This window comes from Streptomyces sp. NPDC041200 (genome assembly GCF_055591805.1).
The window spans coordinates 1-22,469 of record NZ_JBVIZF010000028.1 but is presented as its reverse complement, the minus strand read 5'-3'; the positions used below and the strand labels follow the sequence as shown (position 1 = coordinate 22,469).

At 72.6% G+C, this 22,469-nt stretch carries 1 protein-coding gene; it reads left to right on the top strand.

The window, feature by feature from the left end; all coding sequences use genetic code 11:
- The first annotated feature begins 59 nt into the window (after positions 1-59).
- Positions 60-22,358: an SDR family NAD(P)-dependent oxidoreductase gene (locus tag ACZ6CL_RS34600; RefSeq protein ID WP_468943299.1), complete on the top strand. Its 22,299-nt coding sequence runs from the start codon at positions 60-62 to the stop codon at positions 22,356-22,358.
- Positions 22,359-22,469 lie beyond the last annotated feature (111 nt).

Genomic DNA, 22,469 nt, shown 5'->3' with positions numbered 1-22,469 from the left:
GTGACCGTGGCCGACGAGAAGTGACCCGACTTCCGGATTCCTCGAGAGGGAACGCACGTATGAATGAGGAAAAGCTCCGTTACTTTCTCAAGCGGGTCACCGCCGACCTGCACGAGACCCGACGCCGCCTCCAGGAGGTGGAGTCGGAGGACCAGGAGCCCATCGCGATCGTCGGCATGAGCTGCCGCTACCCGGGCGGCGTCGAGTCGCCCGAGGACCTGTGGCGGCTGGTGTCCGAGGGCGGGGACGGCATTTCCGAGTTCCCCACCGATCGCGGCTGGGACATGGGGCGGCTCTTCGACGACGACCCGGACGGCTCGGGCACGAGCTACGTCCGGGAGGGCGGTTTCCTCCACGACGCCAACTACTTCGACCCGGCGTTCTTCGGCATCAGCCCGCGCGAGGCCCTGGCGATGGATCCGCAGCAGCGGTTGCTGCTGGAGACCACCTGGGAGGCGTTCGAGCGCGCGGGCATCGACGCCACCTCCGTACGCGGCACCCGCACCGGCGTCTTCGCGGGCGTCATGTACCACGACTACGCCTCGCGGCTGCGCTCCGTACCGCCCGGTGTCGAGGGCTACCTCGGCACCGGCGGATCCAGCAGCATCGCGTCCGGCCGGGTGGCGTACACCTTCGGCCTGGAGGGTCCGGCGCTCACCGTCGACACGGCGTGCTCGTCGTCGCTGGTCACCCTGCACCTGGCCATGCAGGCGCTGCGCAACGGCGAATGCTCGCTGGCGCTGGCCGGTGGCGTCACCGTGATGTCGACGCCCGGCACCTTCACCGAGTTCAGCCGCCAGCGCGGGCTGTCCTTCGACGGCCGCTGCAAGTCGTTCGCGGCGGCCGCCGACGGCACCGGCTGGTCCGAGGGCGCGGGCATGCTGCTCGTGGAGCGGCTGTCGGACGCGCGCAAGAACGGCCACCGGGTGCTGGCCGTCGTCCGTGGCTCGGCCACCAACCAGGACGGCGCGAGCAACGGCCTCACCGCCCCCAACGGCCCGTCCCAGCAGCGCGTCATCCGCCAGGCGCTGGCCAGCGCCCGGCTGACGGCCGACCAGATCGACGTCGTCGAGGCGCACGGCACCGGTACGACGCTGGGCGACCCGATCGAGGCGCAGGCGCTGCTCGCCACCTACGGCAAGGAGAAGCCCGCCGAGCGGCCGCTGCTGCTCGGCTCCATCAAGTCCAACGTCGGCCACACCCAGGCCGCCGCCGGTGTCGCCGGGATCATCAAGATGGTCAAGGCCATCGAGCACGGCTATGTGCCCAAGTCCCTGCACGTGGACGAGCCGTCGCCGCACATCGACTGGTCGGCCGGGGCCGTCTCGCTGCTCACCGAGGGCCGCCCGTGGCCGGAGACCGGCCGCCCGCGCCGCGCCGCCGTGTCGTCGTTCGGCATCAGCGGCACCAACGCCCACCTGATCATCGAACAGCCCCCGTCGCCGGACGAGGTCACCGACGAGACGACGGACGAGGACACCGAACCGGTGGCCGCCGCCACGCCGCGCGACCTCCCCGTCCTCCCCTGGCTGCTGTCCGGCAAGGGCGAGGACGCGCTGCGCGCCCAGGCCGCCCGGCTGCACACGTACGTCACCGAACGCCCGGACCTGGACCCGCTGTCCACCGGTTACGCCCTCGCCACCACCCGCGCCGCCCTCCAGGACCGCGCGGCCGTCATCGCGGGAGACCGCGAGACGTTCCTCGACCGGCTCGCGTCCCTCGCCGCGGGCGAGCCCGCCACCGGGCTGGTCGAGGGCACGGAAACCCGGGGCAAGCTGGCCTTCCTGTTCACCGGCCAGGGCAGCCAGCGGCTCGGCATGGGCCGCGAGCTGTACGCCGCGTACCCGGCCTTCGCCGAGGCTTTCGACGCCGTGTGCGCCGCGCTCGACCCGCGCCTCGAACGGCCGCTGAAGGACGTCCTCTTCGGGGACGACGCCGCGGCCCTGGACCGCACCGGCTTCACCCAGCCCGCGCTGTTCGCCATCGAGGTGGCGCTGTTCCGCCTCGTCGAATCGTGGGGCCTGACGCCGGATTTCGTCTCCGGCCACTCCATCGGCGAGATCGCCGCCGCCCATGTGGCGGGCGTGCTGTCGCTCGCCGACGCCTCCCTGCTGGTGGCGGCGCGCGGCCGCCTGATGCAGCGGCTGCCGGGCGGTGGCGCGATGATCGCCGTCCAGGCGTCCGAGGACGAGGTGACGCCGCTGCTCACCGACCGCGTGAGCATCGCCGCCCTCAACGGCCCGACCTCCGTGGTCATCTCCGGTGACGAGGACGCGGCTGTCGCCATCGCCGCGTCCTTCGAGGCCCAGGGCCGCAAGACCAAGCGGCTCACGGTCAGCCACGCGTTCCACTCGCCGCTCATGGACCCGATGCTGGAGGCGTTCCGCAAGGTCGCCGAGAGCCTGACGTACGACACCCCGAAGATCCCGGTCGTCTCCCACCTCACCGGCGGCATCGCCCCCGCGTCGGAGATCGCCACCGCCGACTTCTGGGTGCGCCACGTCCGCGAGGCGGTCCGCTTCCTCGACGGTGTCCGCACCCTGGAGGCCCAGGGCGTCACCACGTACCTCGAACTCGGCCCGGACGGCGTGCTGTCCGCGCTCGGCCAGGCCTGCCTGGCGGGCGACGAGACCGCGCACATGGCGTTCGTCCCCGTACTGCGCTCCGGCCGCCCCGAGGCCGAGACCCTGACCACCGCCCTGGCCACCCTGCACACCCGGGGCACCGCCCCCGACTGGGAGGCGTACTACGCGGGCACGGGCGCGGAGCGCGTCGAGCTGCCCACGTACGCCTTCCAGCGCGAGCACTACTGGCTCGACGCGGGCACCGCCTACGGCGACGTCTCCTCGGTCGGCCTCGGCACCGCCGACCATCCGCTGCTCGGCGCGGCCGTCTCGCTGGCCGCCGCGGAGGGCTTCCTGTTCACCGGGCGGCTCGCCCTGGACACCCACCCGTGGCTGGCCGACCACACCGTGATGGGCACGGTCCTGCTGCCCGGCACCGCGTTCGTGGAACTCGCCGTACGCGCCGGTGAGCAGGCCGGATGCGACCTGGTCGAGGAACTCACCCTGGAGGCCCCGCTGATCCTGCCCGAACAGGGTGGGGTCCGGCTCCAGATCGCTGTGGGCGCCGAAGACGACACCGGCCGCCGCACCCTGGCACTCCACTCCCGCCCCGACGCGGCCCCTGACGACGAGCCGTGGATACGCCACGCCACGGGCCTGCTCGCGCAGAGCGCCCCGACCGCGCCGTTCGCCCTGACCACCTGGCCGCCCGAGGGCGCGGAGCGCATCGAGACCGACGGCCTGTACGAGGGCCTGGCCGAGGCGGGCTTCGCCTACGGCCCGGCCTTCCAGGGCCTGCGCGCCGCCTGGCGCGGCGATGGCGAGGTCTACGCCGAGGTCGCCCTCCCCGAGGCCACCGAACCCGGCGCCGCCCTCTTCGGCCTCCACCCGGCCCTGCTGGACGCCGTGCTCCACACCATCGGCCTCAGCGACCTGACCGAAACCCCGGGCCAAGGCGGCCTCCCCTTCGCCTGGACCGGCGTCCGCGTCCACTCGGTGGGCGCGGACACGGTCCGCGTCCGCCTGACCTCAGCCGCGAACGGCACGGTGTCGCTCCAGCTGGCGGACGTAACGGGCGCCCCGGTGGCCTCCGTGGAGTCCCTGGCCCTCCGCACGGTATCCCCGGCCCAGCTGGCCCCGAGCGGCCAGGGCGCCGCGTCGGACGCCCTGTACAGGGTGGACTGGACCCCGGTGGCGGCGGTGTCCGAGCCGCTGTCGGAGGACACCTGGGTGTCCGTGGGCCCCGACACCGTCTACCCGGACCTGGAGGCCTTGGGCAAGGCCGTCGATTCCGGCACGCCGCTGCCGGACCACGTAGTGGTGTCCCTGGCACCCACCGTCCCCCTGGCTTCGGACGGCGCGGCACCCCACGCCCCGAGGGACGCGGCACCCCATGCCCCGAACGGTGCGGCACTTGAAAGCCCGGGTGCGGCAACTCCAGCCCGTCCGGCGATTGGGGACCGGGGTCCAGGGGCGGAGCCCATCCACGCGGCGGAGCCGCATATCGATGCTGCGGGAAGGGGCGGGGTGGGGGAAAGCCCCGCTCAAGCCGCCCACGACGCCACCACCCAAGCCCTCGCCCTCCTCCAAACGTGGCTGGCCGACGACCGCTTCGCGAACTCCCGCCTGGTCGTCCTCACCACCGCCACCGACCTGGCCCACGCCGCCGTCCGCGGCCTGGTCCGCTCCGCCCAGTCGGAGAACCCGGACCGCATCGTCCTGGTGGACACCGACGGCCAAGGCGAGCTGCGCGACAACGTGGCCGCCGCCCTGGCCACCGGCGAACCCCAGGTGGCCGTACGGAACGGCGAGATCCGGGCCCCGCGCCTGGCCCGCACCACCCCGGTGGCGGAGGAAGACGAAGCCCCCGAGTGGAGCCCCGAGGGCACGGTCCTGCTGACCGGCGCGTCCGGCACGCTGGGCACCCTCTTCGCGCGCCACCTGGTGGCCGAGCGAGGCGTACGCCACCTCCTCCTGGTGAGCCGTCGTGGAGCGGAAGCCCCCGGCGCCGCCGAACTCACCACGGAACTCACCGAGCTGGGCGCCACCGTCCGCTGGTCGGCCTGCGACGTAGCAGACCGCACCGCCCTGTCGGAAGCCCTGTCGGCGATCCCCACCGCCCACCCCCTGACCGCCGTGATCCACACGGCGGGCGTGCTGGACGACGGCGTGATCGCGTCCCTCACCCCGGACCGTCTGACCGGCGTCCTGCGCCCGAAGGCAGACGCGGCGTGGAACCTGCACGAGCTGACCCAGGACGCGGACCTGGCCGCGTTCATCCTGTTCAGCTCCGCCGCAGGCGTCTTCGGCGGCGCCGGACAGGGCAACTACGCGGCGGCGAACGCCTTCCTCGACGCCCTCGCCCAGCACCGCACAGCAAGCGGCCTGCCCGCCACCTCCCTCGCCTGGGGCCTGTGGGCCGAATCCGGCGGCATGGCCGGAGACCTGGACGAGGCGGAACTCGCCCGCCTGCAGCGCGGCGGCGTCGCCGCCATCACCGCCGACCAGGGCCGCGAACTCTTTGACGCGGCGACGAAGGCCGCCAACGAGCCGCTGCTCGTCCCGATGCCCCTCGACATGGCGGCCCTCCGCACGCAGGCAAGCGTCGGCATGCTGCCACCCCTCTTCCGCGGCCTGGTCCGCGTCCCGCCGCGCCGCGCCGCGCAGGCCGCCGCGGCCGCGCAGTCCGGCGCCCTCGCCCAGCAGCTCGCCGGAGCACCCGCCACCGAGGCCGAGGCGATCGTCCTCACCCTGGTCCGTACGCAGGTGGCGGCCGTACTCGGCTTCGCCGGGCCCGAAGCGGTCGAACCGCAGCGCGCGTTCAGCGAGGTCGGCTTCGACTCGCTCACCGCCGTGGAGCTGCGCAACCGCCTCACCGCGGTCACCGGCGTCCGGCTCCCCGCCACGCTGATCTTCGATTACCCGACCCCCGCCGCCCTCGCCACGTACCTGCGGGCCGAGGCCCAGGGCAGCCAGGCCGACGCGGCAACACCCACCGCCACCGCGATCGCACACGACGACGACCCCATCGCCATCGTCGCGATGAGCTGCCGCTTCCCCGGCGGGGTGGCCTCGCCCGAGGACCTGTGGAAGCTGGTCACCGAGGGCACGGACGCGATCACCGATATGCCCACCGACCGTGGCTGGGACATCGAGTCGCTCTACGACGACGACCCGGACCAGCAGGGCACCAGCTACGCCCGCAACGGCGGATTCCTCCACGACGCCCACCACTTCGACCCCGTCTTCTTCGGTATCTCGCCGCGCGAAGCCCTCGCGATGGACCCGCAGCAGCGGTTGCTGCTGGAGACCACCTGGGAGGCGTTCGAGCGCGCGGGCATCGACCCGGGGACCGTGCGGGGCAGCCGGACCGGTGTCTACACGGGCGTGATGTACAACGACTACGGCACGCTGCTGCACCGGGCGCCCGATGGCCTTGAGGGCTACATGGGCACCGCCAGCTCCGGCAGCGTCGCCTCGGGCCGCGTGTCGTACACGTTCGGCCTGGAGGGCCCGGCCGTCACCGTCGACACGGCGTGCTCGTCGTCGCTGGTCACCCTGCACATGGCGGTGCAGGCGCTGCGCAACGGTGAATGCTCCCTCGCGCTCGCGGGCGGCGTCACCGTCATGGCGACCCCCGGCACCTTCGTGGCCTTCAGTAAGCAGCGCGGCCTCGCGACCGACGGCCGCTGCAAGCCGTTCGCCGATGCCGCCGATGGCACGGCCTGGGGCGAGGGCGTCGGCATGCTGCTCGTGGAGCGGCTGTCCGACGCGCGCAAGAACGGCCACCCGGTGCTCGCCGTCGTCCGCGGCTCCGCCATCAACCAGGACGGTGCGTCCAACGGCCTGACCGCCCCCAACGGCCCGTCCCAGCAGCGCGTCATCCGCCAGGCCCTGGCCGGGGCCCAGCTGTCCGCCGCCGACATCGACATCGTCGAGGCGCACGGCACCGGTACGACGCTGGGTGACCCGATCGAGGCGCAGGCGCTGCTCGCCACCTACGGCCAGGAGCACACCGAGGACGCGCCGCTGTGGCTCGGCTCGGTGAAGTCGAACTTCGGGCACACCCAGGCCGCGGCCGGTGTCGCCGGAATCATCAAGATGGTCAAGGCCATCGAGCACGGCGTCCTGCCGAAGACCCTGCACGTCGACGAGCCGTCCGCACACGTGGACTGGTCGGCGGGCGCGGTCTCGCTGCTCACCGAACAGCAGGCGTGGCCGGAGACCGGCCGTCCGCGCCGCGCCGCCGTGTCGTCGTTCGGCATCAGCGGCACCAACGCGCACACCATCATCGAGCAGGCCCCCGAGCCGCAGGAGACGGCGGGCACGGGCGCCTCCGCGACCGATGCGGCTCTTCCGGTGCTGCCCTGGGTGGTGTCCGGTAAGGACGAGGACGCCCTGCGGGCTCAGGCCGCCCGGCTCCACAGCCATGTGGCCGAGCGTCCCGATCTGGACCCGGTGTCCGTCGGCCACTCGCTGGCCACCACCCGCGCGGCGCTGGAGCACCGGGCCGCTGTTGTCGCCGGTGACCGCGCGACCTTCCTGGAGCGGCTCGCCGCGCTCGCCGCTGGTGAGCCCGCTGCCGGAGTGGTCCAGGAGGTGGAGAGCCGGGGGAAGGTGGCGGTTCTCTTCACCGGGCAGGGCAGCCAGCGCCTGGGGATGGGGCGTGAGCTGTACGAGGCGTACCCGGTGTTCGCGGAGGCGCTGGACGTCGTCTGCGATGAGCTGGACCGGCACCTCGAACGGCCTCTGAAGACAGTGCTGTTCGGGGACGACGTCGAGGCGCTGGACCGGACCGGTTTCACTCAGCCCGCGCTGTTCGCCATCGAGGTGGCGCTGTTCCGCCTCGTCGAAGCGTGGGGCGTGAAGCCGGACGTGGTCTCCGGCCATTCCATCGGCGAGATCGCCGCCGCGCATGTGGCGGGTGTGCTGTCGCTCGCGGACGCCGCGAAGCTGGTGGCGGCGCGTGGCCGTCTGATGCAGGAGCTTCCGGCCGGTGGCGCGATGATCGCCGTCCAGGCGTCGGAGGACGAGGTGCTGCCGCTGCTCGGTGAGCGGGTGAGCATTGCCGCCCTCAACGGGCCCACGTCGGTGGTCATCGCGGGTGACGAGGACGCTGTGGCTGAGGTCGCGGCGTCGTTCGAGGAGCGGGGTCGTAAGACCAAGCGGCTCACTGTCAGCCACGCGTTCCACTCCCCGCGCATGGACGGGATGCTGGACGCGTTCCGCGAGGTCGCGCAGGGGCTGACGTACGAGGCCCCGCGCATCCCGATCGTGTCCAACCTGACGGGCGAAGTGGTCTCCGCCGAGGAGATCGCCACCGCCGACTTCTGGGTGCGCCACGTCCGCGAGGCGGTCCGCTTCCTCGACGGTGTCCGCACCCTGGAGGCCCAGGGCGTCACCACGTACGTCGAGTTGGGCCCGGATGGTGTGCTCACCGCGATGGCGCAGGAGTGCGTGACCGGCGATGACGTTGCCTTCGCGTCCGCGCTGCGTAAGGGCCGCCCCGAGGCCGAGAGCCTGACGATCGCCCTGGCCGCCCTGCACACCCGGGGTGCGACCCTGGACTGGGAGGCGTACTACGCGGGCACGGGCGCGGAGCGCGTCGAGCTGCCCACGTACGCCTTCCAGCACGAGCGCTACTGGATCGAGGTCCCGCCCTCGGTGGGCGACGTGGCCTTCGCCGGTCTGGGCTCCGCCGATCACCCGCTGCTCGGCACGGCCGTGTCCCTGGCCGCTGCGGAGGGCTTCCTGTTCACCGGGCGGCTGTCGCTGGAGACGCATCCGTGGCTTGCCGACCACGCGGTGATGGGTTCGGTGCTGTTGCCCGGTACCGCGTTCGTGGAGCTGGCGGTGCGCGCCGGTGAGCAGGTCGGCTGTGACCTGGTGGAGGAGCTGGCCCTTGAGGCGCCGCTGATCCTGCCCGAGCGGGGCGGGATGCAGCTGCAGATCGCCGTGGGAGCCGAGGACGACTCCGGCCGCCGCGCCTTTGAGCTCCACTCGCGTCCCGATGTGGGCGACGACGAGGTGCCGTGGGTGCGGCATGCCACGGGTGTGCTCGTGGAGAGCGCGCCGTTGTCCGCCCCGTCGTTCGAGCTGAGTGTCTGGCCGCCCGCCGGTACCGAGCGGATCGAGATCGATGGGCTGTATGAGGGGCTGGCCGAGGCGGGCTTCGGCTACGGCCCGGCCTTCCAGGGGCTGCGGTCCGCCTGGCGGGGTGATGGCGAGGTCTACGCCGAGGTCGCGCTGCCCGAGGGCGTCGAGCCCGGTGCGGACCTCTTCGGTCTGCACCCCGCGCTGCTGGACGCCGTGTTGCACGCCATCACGCTGGGTGGCCTGACCGAGGGCCTGGGGGCTGCACTGCCTTTCTCCTGGACCGGTGTCCGGGTTCACTCGGTGGGTGCGGACAGCGTGCGGGTGCGCCTGTCGTCGGCCGGGAACGGCACGGTAGCTCTGCAGCTGGCTGATGTGACCGGTGCCCCGGTGGCGTCGGTCGAGCGGCTCGCGCTGCGTGCGGTGTCCCCGGAGCAGCTGGGTGCCGATCAGGCTCGTGGTGGCGCTGCGGACGCCCTGTTCCGCGTGGACTGGATTCCGGTCCCGGCCCCCTCCGGGAAGCCCGCCGAGGGGCGCGTGGCGGTTGTGGGCGCGGACGTCCCCGGCCTCGGTGTCGAGGCCGAGACGTACCCGGACCTGGCCGCGCTGGCCGAGGAGATCGGGTCCGGTGCCACGGCCCCGGACCACGTGGTGGTGTCCGCGCGGGCGGCCTCGGGTGAGGCCGACTCGCCTGCCACCGTGGCGCATCAGAGCGCCGACCATGCCCTGACCTCGCTGCAGACATGGCTGGCCGAGGACCGGCTCGCGGACTCGCGCTTGGTCGTCCTCACCCAGGGCGCGGTGGCCACGGGCACCGATGACCAGGTGACCGAGCCCGCGCAGGCCACCGTGACCGGCCTGATCCGCTCCGCGCAGTCGGAGAACATCGGGCGAATCATCCTGGTGGACCTGGATGACCACGCGGACTCGCTCGCCGCTCTTCCCGCCGCTCTGGAATCGGGCGAGCAGGAACTCGCCGTCCGTCAGGGCGCGGTCATGACTCCGCGTCTGGTCCGGACCACCACCGCTCCGGCCACCGACCGGGAGCCCGCCGTCTTCGACGCGGAGGGCACGGTGCTGATCACTGGTGCCGGTGGCACGCTGGGCAACCTCTTCGCGCGCCATCTGGTGAGCGAGCGGGGTGTGCGTCGGCTGCTGCTGGTCAGCCGCCGTGGTGACCAGGCCCCTGGCGCCGGTGAACTGACGGCTGAGCTGGCTGAGTTGGGTGCAAAGGCTCAGTGGGTCGCGTGCGATGTGGCCGACCGGGACGCGCTGGGCCGCGTCATCGCGTCCGTTCCCGCCGAGCATCCGTTGACGGCCGTGATGCACACCGCCGGTGTGCTGGACGACGGTGTCATCGGATCGCTGACCCCGGAGCGTATGGCCGGTGTGCTGCGTCCGAAGGTGGACGCGGCGTGGAACCTGCATGAGCTGACAGCCGACCTGGACCTGGCCGCGTTCATCCTCTTCTCCTCCGCCGCTGGTGTCTTCGGTGGCGCGGGGCAGGGCAACTACGCGGCGGCCAACGCCTTCCTGGACGCCCTGGCCCAGCACCGCCGTGCCCAGGGCCTGCCCGCCACCTCCCTCGCCTGGGGCCTGTGGGCCGAATCCGGCGGCATGGCCGGAGACCTGGACGAGGCGGAACTCGCCCGCCTCCAGCGCGGCGGCGTCGCCGCCATCACCGCCGAGCAGGGGCGGGAGCTGTTCGACCTGGCGGATGCCGCTGACGAGGCGCTGCTGGTGCCGGTGCCGCTCGATCTGGCGGCGTTGCGTGAGCAGGCGGGTACGGGGATGCTGCCGCCGCTCTTCCGTGGTCTGGTGCGCGTCCCGCCGAGGCGGGCTGCTCAGGCCGCTGCGGCGGCGCGGTCCGGTGCGCTGGCGCGGCAGCTGGCCGGGGCCTCCGTGGCCGAGGCCGAGGCGATCGTGCTGGGTGTGGTGCGTGCGCAGGTGGCGGCCGTACTCGGCTTTGCCGGACCTGAGGCCGTGGACCCGCAGCGTGCGTTCAGCGAGGTCGGTTTCGACTCGCTCACTGCCATCGAGCTGCGCAACCGCCTGACCTCGGTCAGCGGTGTCCGGCTCCCGGCGACGCTGATCTTCGACTACCCGAATCCGATCGCTCTCGCCGCGTACCTGCGGGCCGAGGCCCAGGGCAGCCAGGAGGATGTGGCCGGACCGGTCGCGGCTGTCAGGGCGGGGGATGATGAGCCGATCGCCATCGTCGCGATGAGCTGCCGCTTCCCCGGCGGGGTGACGTCGCCCGAAGAGCTGTGGAAGCTGGTGGTCGAGGGCACGGACGCCATCACCGATATGCCCACCGACCGTGGCTGGGACATCGAGTCGCTCTACGGCGACGACCCGGACCAGCGGGGCACCAGCTACGCCCGCAACGGTGGCTTCCTCCACGACGCGCACCACTTCGACCCGGTCTTCTTCGGTATTTCGCCGCGTGAGGCCCTGGCGATGGATCCGCAGCAGCGGTTGCTGCTGGAGACCACCTGGGAGGCGTTCGAGCGCGCGGGCATCGACCCGGGGACCGTGCGGGGCAGCCGGACCGGTGTCTACACGGGCGTGATGTACAACGACTACGGCACGCTGCTGCACCGGGCGCCCGATGGTCTTGAGGGCTATATCAGCACCGCGAGTTCGGGCAGTGTGGCTTCCGGCCGCGTCTCCTACACCTTCGGTCTGGAGGGTCCGGCGGTCACGGTCGACACGGCGTGTTCGTCGTCGCTGGTGACGCTGCACATGGCGGTGCAGGCCCTGCGCAACGGTGAATGCTCGCTCGCGCTCGCGGGCGGCGTCACCGTCATGGCGACCCCCGGTACGTTCGTGGCCTTCAGCAAGCAGCGCGGCCTCGCGACCGATGGTCGCTGCAAGCCCTTCGCGGCCGCCGCCGACGGTACGGCCTGGGGTGAGGGCGTGGGCATGCTGCTCGTGGAGCGGCTGTCCGACGCCCGGAAGAACGGCCACCCGGTGCTCGCGGTCGTCCGTGGCTCCGCGATCAACCAGGATGGCGCCTCGAATGGTCTGACGGCGCCGAATGGTCCGTCGCAGCAGCGCGTCATCCGGCAGGCGCTCGCCAACGCCCGGCTGTCCGCCGCCGAGATCGATGCCGTTGAGGCGCACGGCACCGGTACGACGCTGGGTGACCCGATCGAGGCGCAGGCGCTGCTGGCCACGTACGGTCAGGAGCGCTCCGAGGACGCGCCGCTGTGGCTGGGTTCGGTGAAGTCGAACTTCGGGCACACGCAGGCTGCGGCGGGTGTTGCCGGGCTCATCAAGATGGTCAAGGCCATCGAGCACGGTGTGTTGCCCAGGACGTTGCATGTGGATGAGCCGTCGCCGCATGTGGACTGGTCGATGGGCGCGGTGTCGCTGCTGACCGAGCAGCTGGCGTGGCCGGAGACCGGCCGTCCGCGTCGTGCCGCCGTGTCGTCGTTCGGTATCAGTGGTACCAACGCGCACACCATCATCGAGCAGGCCCCGGAGCCGCAGGAGCCGGACGCGCAGCAGAGCGCCCCGGTGACCGGCGGTGTGCTGCCGTGGCCGCTGTCCGCCAGGGGCGAGGCGGGCTTGCGCGCGCAGGCCGAGCGGCTGCTGGCCCACCTCGACGCAGACCCGAGTCTGCGTCCGGCCGACGTCGGCTACTCCTTGGCCACCACCCGCGCCGCGTTCGATCGGCGCGCGGTCGTGGTGGGCACCGACCGAGACGACTTCATCCGCGCCCTGACGGCGCTGGCCCAGGGTGAGGCTCCGGTCCAGGGCATCGGGACATCCGACAAGACGGCGTTCGTGTTCCCGGGACAGGGGTCCCAGTGGGCAGGTATGGCCGTGGAGTTGATGGACACGGCACCGGCGTTCGCGGCCCGTGTCCACGAGTGCGCGGCGGCTCTGGCGGAGTTCACCGACTGGTCGTTGGTGGATGTGTTGCGGGGTGCGGAGGGTGCGCCGTCGCTGGAGCGCGTGGATGTGGTGCAGCCGGTGCTGTTCGCGGTGATGGTGTCGCTGGCGGAGTTGTGGCGTTCGTTCGGTGTCGAGCCGTCCGCGGTGGTGGGCCATTCGCAGGGTGAGATCGCGGCGGCGTGCGTGGCGGGGATTCTGTCGCTCAAGGACGCGGCGCGTGTGGTGGCGCTGCGCAGTCAGGCGATTGGCCGGGTGCTGGCGGGTCGGGGCGGCATGGTGTCGGTGGCGCTTCCGGTGTCGGAGGTGCGGGAGCGGATCGCGCCGTGGGGCGAGGAGCGCATTTCGGTGGCGGCCGTGAATGGGCCCTCGGCGGTGGTGGTTTCGGGTGAGCCGGCCGCGCTGGATGAGCTGCTGGTGTCGTGTGAGGTGGATGAGGTCCGGGCGCGTCGGGTGCCGGTGGATTACGCGTCGCACTCCGCGCAGGTGGAGTTGTTGCGCGATGAGCTGTTGGAGTTGCTGGCTCCCGTCCAGCCGAAGACGGCCCAGGTGCCGTTCTTGTCGACGGTGACGGGGGAGTGGGTCGAGGGTCCGGAGCTGGACGCCGCGTACTGGTTCACCAACTTGCGCCGGACGGTCGAGCTGGAGGGCGCGGTCCGGCGGCTGCTCGACGAGGGCTTCGGCGTGTTCATCGAGTCCAGCGCGCATCCGGTGCTGGCCATGGGTGTGCAGGAGACCGCCGAGGATGCCGGGATGGACGCGGCGGCGATCGGGTCGCTGCGCCGCGACGAAGGCGGTCTGGACCGCTTCTGGACCTCCCTCGGTGAGGCGTGGTCGCGGGGTGTGTCCGTGGACTGGAACGCCGTGTTCGAGGGGACCGGCGCACGCCGCGCAGAGCTGCCCACGTACGCCTTCCAGCACGAGCGCTACTGGATCGAGGTCCCGGCCTCGGTGGGCGATGTCGCCTCCGCCGGTCTGGGCGCCGCCGGTCACCCGCTGCTGGGTGCGGCCGTCGAGCTGCCGGACTTCGAGGGCTTCCTGTTCACCGGGCGGCTGTCGCTGGAGACACATCCGTGGCTGGCCGACCATGCGGTGATGGGTTCGGTGCTGTTGCCCGGTACCGCGTTCGTGGAGCTGGCCGTGCGCGCCGGTGAGCAGGTCGGTTGCGATCTGGTGGAGGAGCTGACCCTTGAGGCGCCGCTGATCCTGCCCGAGCGGGGCGGGATTCAGCTGCAGATCGCCGTGGGCGCGGGGGACGACTCCGGCCGCCGCGCCCTCGCCTTGCACTCGCGTCCCGATGACGGCGACGACGAGGCGCCGTGGGTGCGGCATGCCACGGGTGTGCTCGTGGACAGCGCGCCGCTGTCCGCCCCGTCGTTCGAGCTGAGTGTCTGGCCGCCCGCCGGTGCAGAGCGGATCGAGATCGACGGCCTCTACGAGGGGCTGGCCGAGGCAGGCTTCGGCTACGGCCCGGCCTTCCAGGGGGTCCGGGCCGCCTGGCGCGGCGACGGCGAGGTCTACGCCGAGGTCGCGCTGCCCGAGGGCGTCGAGCCCGGTGCGGACCTCTTCGGTCTGCACCCCGCGCTGCTGGACGCCGTGTTGCACGCCATCGCCCTGGGCGACTTGACCGAGAACCTGGAGGGGGTCGGACTGCCCTTCTCCTGGACGGGTGTCCGGGTCCATTCGGTGGGTGCGGACAGCGTGCGGGTGCGGCTGTCGTCGGCCGGGAACGGCACGGTGGCCTTCCAGCTCGCTGATGTGACGGGTGCCCCGGTGGCCTCGGTGGAGCGGCTCGTGCTGCGCACCGTGTCCCCCGAGCAGCTGGGTGCCGATCAGGCTGGTGGCGACGCGGCGGACGCCCTGTTCCGCGTGGACTGGATCGCGGTCCCGACTCCCTCCGGGAAGCCCGCCGAGGGGCGCGTGGCGGTTGTGGGCGCGGACGTCCCCGGCCTCGGTGTCGAGGCCGAGACGTACCCGGACCTGGCCGCGCTGGCCGAGGAGATCGGGTCCGGTGCCACGGCCCCGGACCACGTGGTGGTGTCCGCGCGGGCGGCCTCGGGTGAGGCCGACTCGCCGGTTGCCATGGCGCACGAGATCGCCGACCGTGCCCTGGCCTTGCTGCAGACGTGGCTGGCCGAGGAGCGCTTCGCGGACTCGCGCCTGGTCGTCCTCACCCAGGGCGCGGTGGCCACCGCCACCGACGACCCGGCGACCAGCCTGGCCCAGACGACCGTGACCGGCCTGATCCGCTCCGCGCAGTCGGAGAACATCGGGCGAATCATCCTGGTGGACCTCGACGGCCACCCGGACTCGCTCACCGCCCTCCCCGCCGCTCTGGAATCGGGCGAGCAGGAACTCGCCGTCCGCCAGGGCGCGGTCAAGGCTCCGCGCCTGGCGCGCGTCGCCGCTCCCGTCGCCGACCCCGCCGCTCCCGTCACCGACCCCGCCGCGCCCGCCGCCGATCAGGAGATTCCCTCCTTCGGTTCGGAGGGCACGGTGCTGATCACTGGTGCCGGCGGCATGCTGGGCAACCTCTTCGCGCGCCATCTGGTGACCGAGCGGGGTGTGCGTCGGCTGCTGCTGGTCAGTCGCCGTGGTGACCAGGCCCCTGGCGCCGGTGAACTGACGGCTGAGCTAGCTGAGTTGGGTGCAAAGGCGCAGTGGGTCGCGTGCGATGTGGCCGACCGGGACGCGCTGGCCCGCGTCATCGCGTCCGTTCCCGCCGAGCATCCGTTGACGGCCGTGATGCACACCGCCGGTGTGCTGGACGACGGTGTGATCGGGGCGCTGACCCCGGAGCGTATGGCCGGTGTGCTGCGTCCGAAGGTGGACGCGGCGTGGAACCTGCATGAGCTGACAGCCGACCTGGACCTGGCCGCGTTCATCCTCTTCTCCTCCGCCGCTGGTGTCTTCGGTGGCGCGGGGCAGGGCAACTACGCGGCGGCCAACGCCTTCCTGGACGCCCTGGCGCAGCACCGCCGTGCCCAGGGCCTGCCCGCCACCTCCCTCGCCTGGGGCCTGTGGGCCGAGGCCAGCGCCATGACCGGGGAGCTGGACGAGGCGGAACTCGCCCGCTTGCGGCGCGGTGGTGTCGTCGCTCTCACCGCCGACCAGGGCCTGGAGCTGTTCGACCTGGCGGATGCCGCTGACGAGGCACTGCTGGTGCCGATGCCGCTCGATCTGGCCGCCCTCCGCGCTCAGGCGAGTGGCGGGATGCTGCCGCCCCTCTTCCGTGGCCTGGTGCGCGTCCCGCCGAGGCGGGCTGCTCAGGCCGCTGCGGCGGCGCAGTCCGGCGCGCTGGCACAACAGCTGGCCGGGACGTCCGAGGCCGAGGCCGAGGCGATCGTGCTGGATGTGGTGCGTACGCAGGTGGCGGCCGTACTCGGCTACGCCGGACCCGAAGCGGTCGAGCCGCAGCGCGCGTTCAGCGAGGTCGGCTTCGACTCCCTCACGGCTGTCGAGCTGCGCAACCGCCTGACCTCGGTCAGCGGTGTCCGGCTCCCGGCGACGCTGATCTTCGACTACCCGAATCCGATCGCTCTCGCCGCGTACCTGCGGGCCGAGGCCCAGGGCAGCCAGTCCGACGCGGCCGCACCGGTCGTCGCCGCCAAGGCGGTTGACGACGACCCCATCGCCATCGTCGCGATGAGCTGCCGCTTCCCCGGTGGGGTGACGTCGCCCGAAGAGCTGTGGAAGCTGGTGGTCGAGGGCACGGACGCGATCACCGATATGCCCACCGACCGTGGCTGGGACATCGAGTCGCTCTACGACGACGACCCGGACCAGCGGGGCACCAGCTACGCCCGCAACGGTGGCTTCCTCCACGACGCGCACCACTTCGACCCGGTCTTCTTCGGTATTTCGCCGCGTGAGGCCCTGGCGATGGATCCGCAGCAGCGGCTGTTGCTGGAGACGTCGTGGGAGGCGTTCGAGCGCGCGGGCATCGACCCGGCCGGGCTGCGGGGCAGCCAGACCGGTGTCTACACGGGCGTGATGTACAACGACTACGGATCGCTCCTCTACCGGGCGCCCGATGGTCTTGAGGGCTATATCAGCACCGCCAGCTCCGGCAGCGTGGCCTCGGGCCGCGTCTCCTACACCTTCGGTCTGGAGGGTCCGGCGGTCACGGTCGACACGGCGTGTTCGTCGTCGCTGGTGACGCTGCACATGGCGGTGCAGGCCCTGCGCAACGGTGAATGCTCCCTCGCGCTCGCCGGTGGTGTGACCGTGATGGCGACCCCCGGTACGTTCGTGGCCTTCAGCAAGCAGCGCGGCCTCGCGACCGATGGTCGCTGCAAGCCCTTCGCGGCCGCCGCCGATGGCACGGCCTGGGGCGAGGGCGTCGGCATGCTGCTCGTGGAGCGGCTGTCCGACGCGCGCAAGAACGGCCACCCGGTCCTCGCCGTCGTGCGCGGCTCGGCCATCAACCAGGACGGTGCGTCCAACGGCCTGACCGCCCCCAACGGCCCGTCCCAGCAGCGCGTCATCCGGCAGGCGCTCGCCAACGCCCGGCTGTCCGCCGCCGAGATCGATGCCGTTGAGGCGCACGGTACGGGGACCACGCTGGGTGACCCGATCGAGGCGCAGGCGCTGCTGGCCACGTACGGTCAGGAGCGCTCCGAGGACGCGCCGCTGTGGCTGGGTTCGGTGAAGTCGAACTTCGGGCACACGCAGGCCGCGGCGGGTGTTGCCGGGCTCATCAAGATGGTCAAGGCCATCGAGCACGGTGTGTTGCCCAGGACGTTGCATGTGGATGAGCCGTCGCCGCATGTGGACTGGTCGATGGGCGCGGTGTCGCTGCTGACCGAGCAGCTGGCGTGGCCGGAGACCGGCCGTCCGCGTCGTGCCGCCGTGTCGTCGTTCGGTATCAGTGGTACCAACGCGCACACCATCATCGAGCAGGCCCCCGAGCCGCGGCAGATGGCGGGTACGACCCCCTCCGCGACCGATGCGGCTCTTCCGGTGCTGCCCTGGGTGGTGTCCGGTAAGAGCGAGGACGCCCTGCGGGCTCAGGCCGCCCGGCTCCACAGCCATGTGGCCGCGAACCCCGATCTGGACCCGGTGTCGGTCGGATACTCGCTGGCCACGTCCCGTACGGCGCTGGAGCACCGGGCGGCCGTCGTCGCCGGTGACCGCGCGACCTTCCTGGACCGGCTCGCCGTGCTCGCCTCGGGCGAGTCCACCGCCGGGGTGGTTCGGGGGGTGGAGAGCCGGGGGAAGGTGGCGGTTCTCTTCACCGGGCAGGGCAGCCAGCGCCTGGGGATGGGGCGTGAGCTGTACGAGGCGTACCCGGTGTTCGCGGAGGCGCTGGACGTCGTCTGCGATGAGCTGGACCGGCACCTCGAACGGCCGCTGAAGACAGTGCTGTTCGGGGACGACGTCGAGGCGCTGGATCAGACCGGCTACACCCAGCCCGCGCTGTTCGCCATCGAGGTGGCGCTGTTCCGCCTCGTCGAAGCGTGGGGCGTGAAGCCGGACGTGGTCTCCGGCCATTCCATCGGCGAGATCGCCGCCGCGCATGTGGCGGGTGTGCTGTCGCTCGCGGACGCCGCGAAGCTGGTGGCGGCGCGTGGCCGTCTGATGCAGGAGCTTCCGGCCGGTGGCGCGATGATCGCCGTCCAGGCGTCGCAGGACGAGGTGGTGCCGCTGCTCACCGAGGGCGTTTCGATCGCCGCGGTGAACGGGCCCGCTTCGGTGGTCATCGCCGGTGAGGAGAAGGCCACCGTCGCGCTCGCCGCGTCCTTCGAGACGCGGGGCCGTAAGACCAAGCGGCTCACGGTCAGCCACGCGTTCCACTCGCTGCTGATGGAGCCGATGCTGCAGCCGTTCCGCGAGGTCGCGGAGAGCCTGACGTACCAGCCCCCGAAGATCCCGGTGGTCTCCAACCTCACCGGCGGTGTCGCCGGTGAGGAGATCGTCACGGCCGACTTCTGGGTGCGCCACGTGCGCGAGACCGTGCGCTTCCTCGACGGTGTCCGCGCCCTCGAAGCGCAGGGCGTCACGACCTACGTCGAGTTGGGCCCGGATGGTGTGCTCACCGCGATGGCGCAGGAGTGCGTGACCGGCGATGACGTTGCCTTCGCGTCCGCGCTGCGTAAGGGCCGCCCCGAGGCCGAGAGCCTGACGATCGCCCTGGCCGCCCTGCACACCCGGGGTGCGGTCCCGGACTGGGAGGCGTACTACGCGGGCACGGGCGCGGAGCGCGTCGAGCTGCCCACGTACGCCTTCCAGCACGAGCGCTACTGGATCGAGGTCCCGGCCTCGGTGGGCGATGTCGCCTCCGCCGGTCTGGGCTCCGCCGATCACCCGCTGCTCGGCGCGGCCGTCGAACTGCCGGACTCCGACGGCTTCCTGTTCGCCGGGCGGCTCTCCCTCCACACCCACCCCTGGCTCGCCGACCACACCGTGGCCGGTACCGCGCTGCTGCCGGGGACGGCCTTCGTCGAACTGGCGATCCGGGCGGGCGACCAGGTGGGCTGTGACCTGCTGGAGGAGCTGACCCTTGAGGCGCCGCTGATCCTGCCCGAGCGGGGCGGGGTCCAGCTGCGGCTGACCGTTGGCGTGCCCGACGCGGACGGACGCCGGACCCTGGACGTCTACTCGCGGCCGGAGCCGGACGCGGGCCGGGGAGACGGCTCGGACCAGTCCTGGAGCCGGAACGCCAGCGGTGTCCTCGCGTCCGGTGCGGCCACCAAGGCCGCCGAGGCCGTCGGCACCGCCGAGGGCCTGGCCGAATGGCCGCCCGCCGAGGCGGTCGCCATCGAAATGGACGATTTCTACGAGCGGTTCGCCGCCGCCGGTATCGGCTACGGTCCGGCGTTCCAGGGGATGACGGCCGCCTGGCGGCGCGGTGACGAGGTCTTCGCCGAACTCCGGCTGGAGCAGCGGCAGCAGGCCGAGGCCGCGTTGTTCGGGCTGCACCCGGCACTGCTGGACTCCGCGCTGCACGGCGTGGCGCTCGGCGACTTCGTGGGCGCCGACGCCGACGGGATCCGGCTGCCGTTCTCCTGGAGCGGTGTCACCCTCCACACGTCGGGTGCCACGTCACTGCGCGTACGGATCGCACCGGCCGGGCCGGACGCGGTGGCCCTGGCCGTCGCGGACCAGAACGGCGGCGCGGTCGCGTCGGTGGACTCCCTGATGCTGCGGAGCATCGCCCCTGAGCAGCTGCGCGCGGCCCAGGTGACCTACCACGACTCGCTGTTCCGGCTGGAGTGGGCCGCGGTGCCGACGCCCTCGGTGGCCCCCGAGGCCATCCGCTGGGCCCTGGTCGACGCGGCCGCGGCGGACGGTACGGACACCCTCGGGCTCATCGCCGCGCTGGAGTCCACCGGTGCCGAGTGCGACGTGTTCCCCGATCTGGCCGAGCTGGCGGCCGTGGTGGCCTCCGGCGGGCAGCGGCCGGACGTCGTCCTCCTCCCGCACACCACCGCCACCACCGGTGAGGTGGCCGAGGGCGCACGGCTGGCCGCCCACGCCGCGCTGGAGAGCGCGCAGGCGTGGCTCGCGGAGGAGGGTTTCGCCGGGGCGCGGCTGGCGTTCGTCACCCGAGGCGCGGTCGCCACGGGCCCGGACGCCGAGGTGTCCGACCTGGCGAACGCGCCCGTATGGGGGCTGATCCGGACCGCCCAGACCGAGAACCCGGACCGTTTCCTGCTGCTGGATCTGGACGGCGACCAGGCACCGGCCGCAGCGCTCACGGCGGCGGCGAACAGCGGTGAGCCGCAGCTCGCCGTCCGCGCGAGCGGCCTGTACGCGCCCCGCCTGGCCAAGGTCGCCACCACGCCGGAATCTGAGGAACCGGAGGGGCTGCCGGGGTTCGACCCGGACGGCACGGTGCTCATCACCGGCGCCACCGGTGTCCTCGGCGGACAGCTCGCCCGTCATCTGGTGGCCGGGCACGGGGTGCGGCATCTGCTGCTGGGCAGCCGCCGGGGGCACAGCGCCGAGGGAATGCCGGAGCTGATCGCCGAACTGATGGCGCAGGGCGCGGAGGTGACCGTCGCGGCCTGCGACGTGGCCGACCGTGAGGCGCTGTCGGCGATGCTGGCCGAGGTGGACCCGGCGCATCCGCTCACCGCCGTGGTGCACACGGCGGGCGTGCTGGACGACGGGCCGCTGCCCGCGCTCACCCCGGACCGGATCGACACGGTCTTCCGGCCGAAGGTGGACGCCGCCCGGAACCTCGACGAGCTGACCCGCGATCTCGATCTCACGGCGTTCGTGCTGTTCTCGTCCGTCGCCGGTACCTTCGGCGCGCCGGGCCAGGCCAACTACGCCGCCGCGAACGTCTTCTTGGACGCTCTCGCCGCGCAGCGCCGCTCCGCCGGACTGCCCGCCCTCTCGCTGGCCTGGGGCATGTGGGACCAGCGCAGCGCGATGACCGGCACGATGACGGACGCGGACGTGCGGCGTATCGCACGCTCCGGGATGGCGCCGCTGTCCTCGCGGGACGGTCTGGAGCTGTTCGACACGGCGTGCGCGGTCGACGGTGAGGCGGTGCTCGTACCGCTTCACCTGGACACCGCGCCGCTGCGGGAGCAGGCCGCCGAGGGCGCGCTGCCCGCCGTGTTCCGCGGACTGGTCCGGGCGACGCCCCGGCGGCGCACGGCCTCCGCCGCGGCGGCCGACGCGGGCGGCCCCTCGCTGGCGCGGCGCCTGGCCGGGCTGGGCGAGGCGGAGCGGGAGAAGACCCTGCTGGATCTGGTCCGTACCCACGCCGCCGTGGTCCTCGGCTTCGAGGACCCGGAGGCCGTGGGGGCCACGCGTGGCTTCCTGGAGCTGGGCTTCGACTCCCTGACCTCCGTCGAGCTGCGCAACCGGCTCAATGCCGCGACCGGGTTGCGGCTGCCCCCGACGCTGCTCTTCGACCACCCGACGCCCGAGCTGGTCGCCCGGCAACTGCTCACCGGGCTGGCCGGTTCGGTGGCCGCCGAGGGCGGTGCGGATCCGGGTGCCGCGCAGGCGGAGATGGCGGGCGCGGAGCCGTCGGCCGTGTTCGGCGCGATGATGCGGGAAGCCGAGCAGCTCGGTCAGCAGGGGGAGTTCACCCGGATGCTGATGGACGTCTCGCGGTTCCGGCCCTCGTTCGCGAGCGCCGCCGAGTTGGACAAGGCGCCCACAATGGTGCGGTTGTCCAGCGGGGACACGCGGCCCGCGCTGGTGTGCTTCCCCTCGATCCTGTCGATCGGAGGCCCGCACCAGTACGCGCGGTTCGCCGCCGGATTCCGTGGCCACCGGGACGTCTGGGCACTGGGCAACCCCGGTTTCATCGCCGGGGAGCGGCTTCCGGCGAACCCGGAGGCGGTGATCGAGGCGCAGGCCGAAGCGGTGCTGCGACAGACCGACGGGGCGCCGTTCGTGCTGCTGGGCCACTCCTCGGGCGGGCTGCTCGCCCATGAGGTGGCCGCACGGCTGGAGAGCACCGGGGTCTTCCCGGAAGCGGTGGTGCTGCTCGACATCTACTCGCACGACCGGGAGGCCGCCATGGCCCTCCAGCCCGGTCTGCGGGCGGGGATCGACGAGCGGAGCACGGGCCCTGTGCCGGTGGACGACGCCCGGCTGCTGGCCATGGGCGCGTACTTCCGGCTCTTCGGACAGTGGCAGCCCCGCGAGGTCAAGACGCCGACCCTGCTGGTCCGGGCCGAGGAGCAGTTCTTCGACTGGTCCCGCGACGGGGACTGGCGGTCGTACTGGGAGCTGCCCCACTCCGTGCGCGATGTGCCGGGGCACCACTTCACCATGATGGAGGACCACGCCGGTACGACGGCGCGCGTGGTGGAGGACTGGCTGTCGGACTGACGGGCGCTCCGGCCCCGAAAGGGCCGGGCCCCGGTCCCCCCCCCGGAGGGGAGGGGGGCCGCCCCCCTCCCTTGTGTTTTTTTTTTTTTTTGTTTTTCTTCTCTTTCCTCC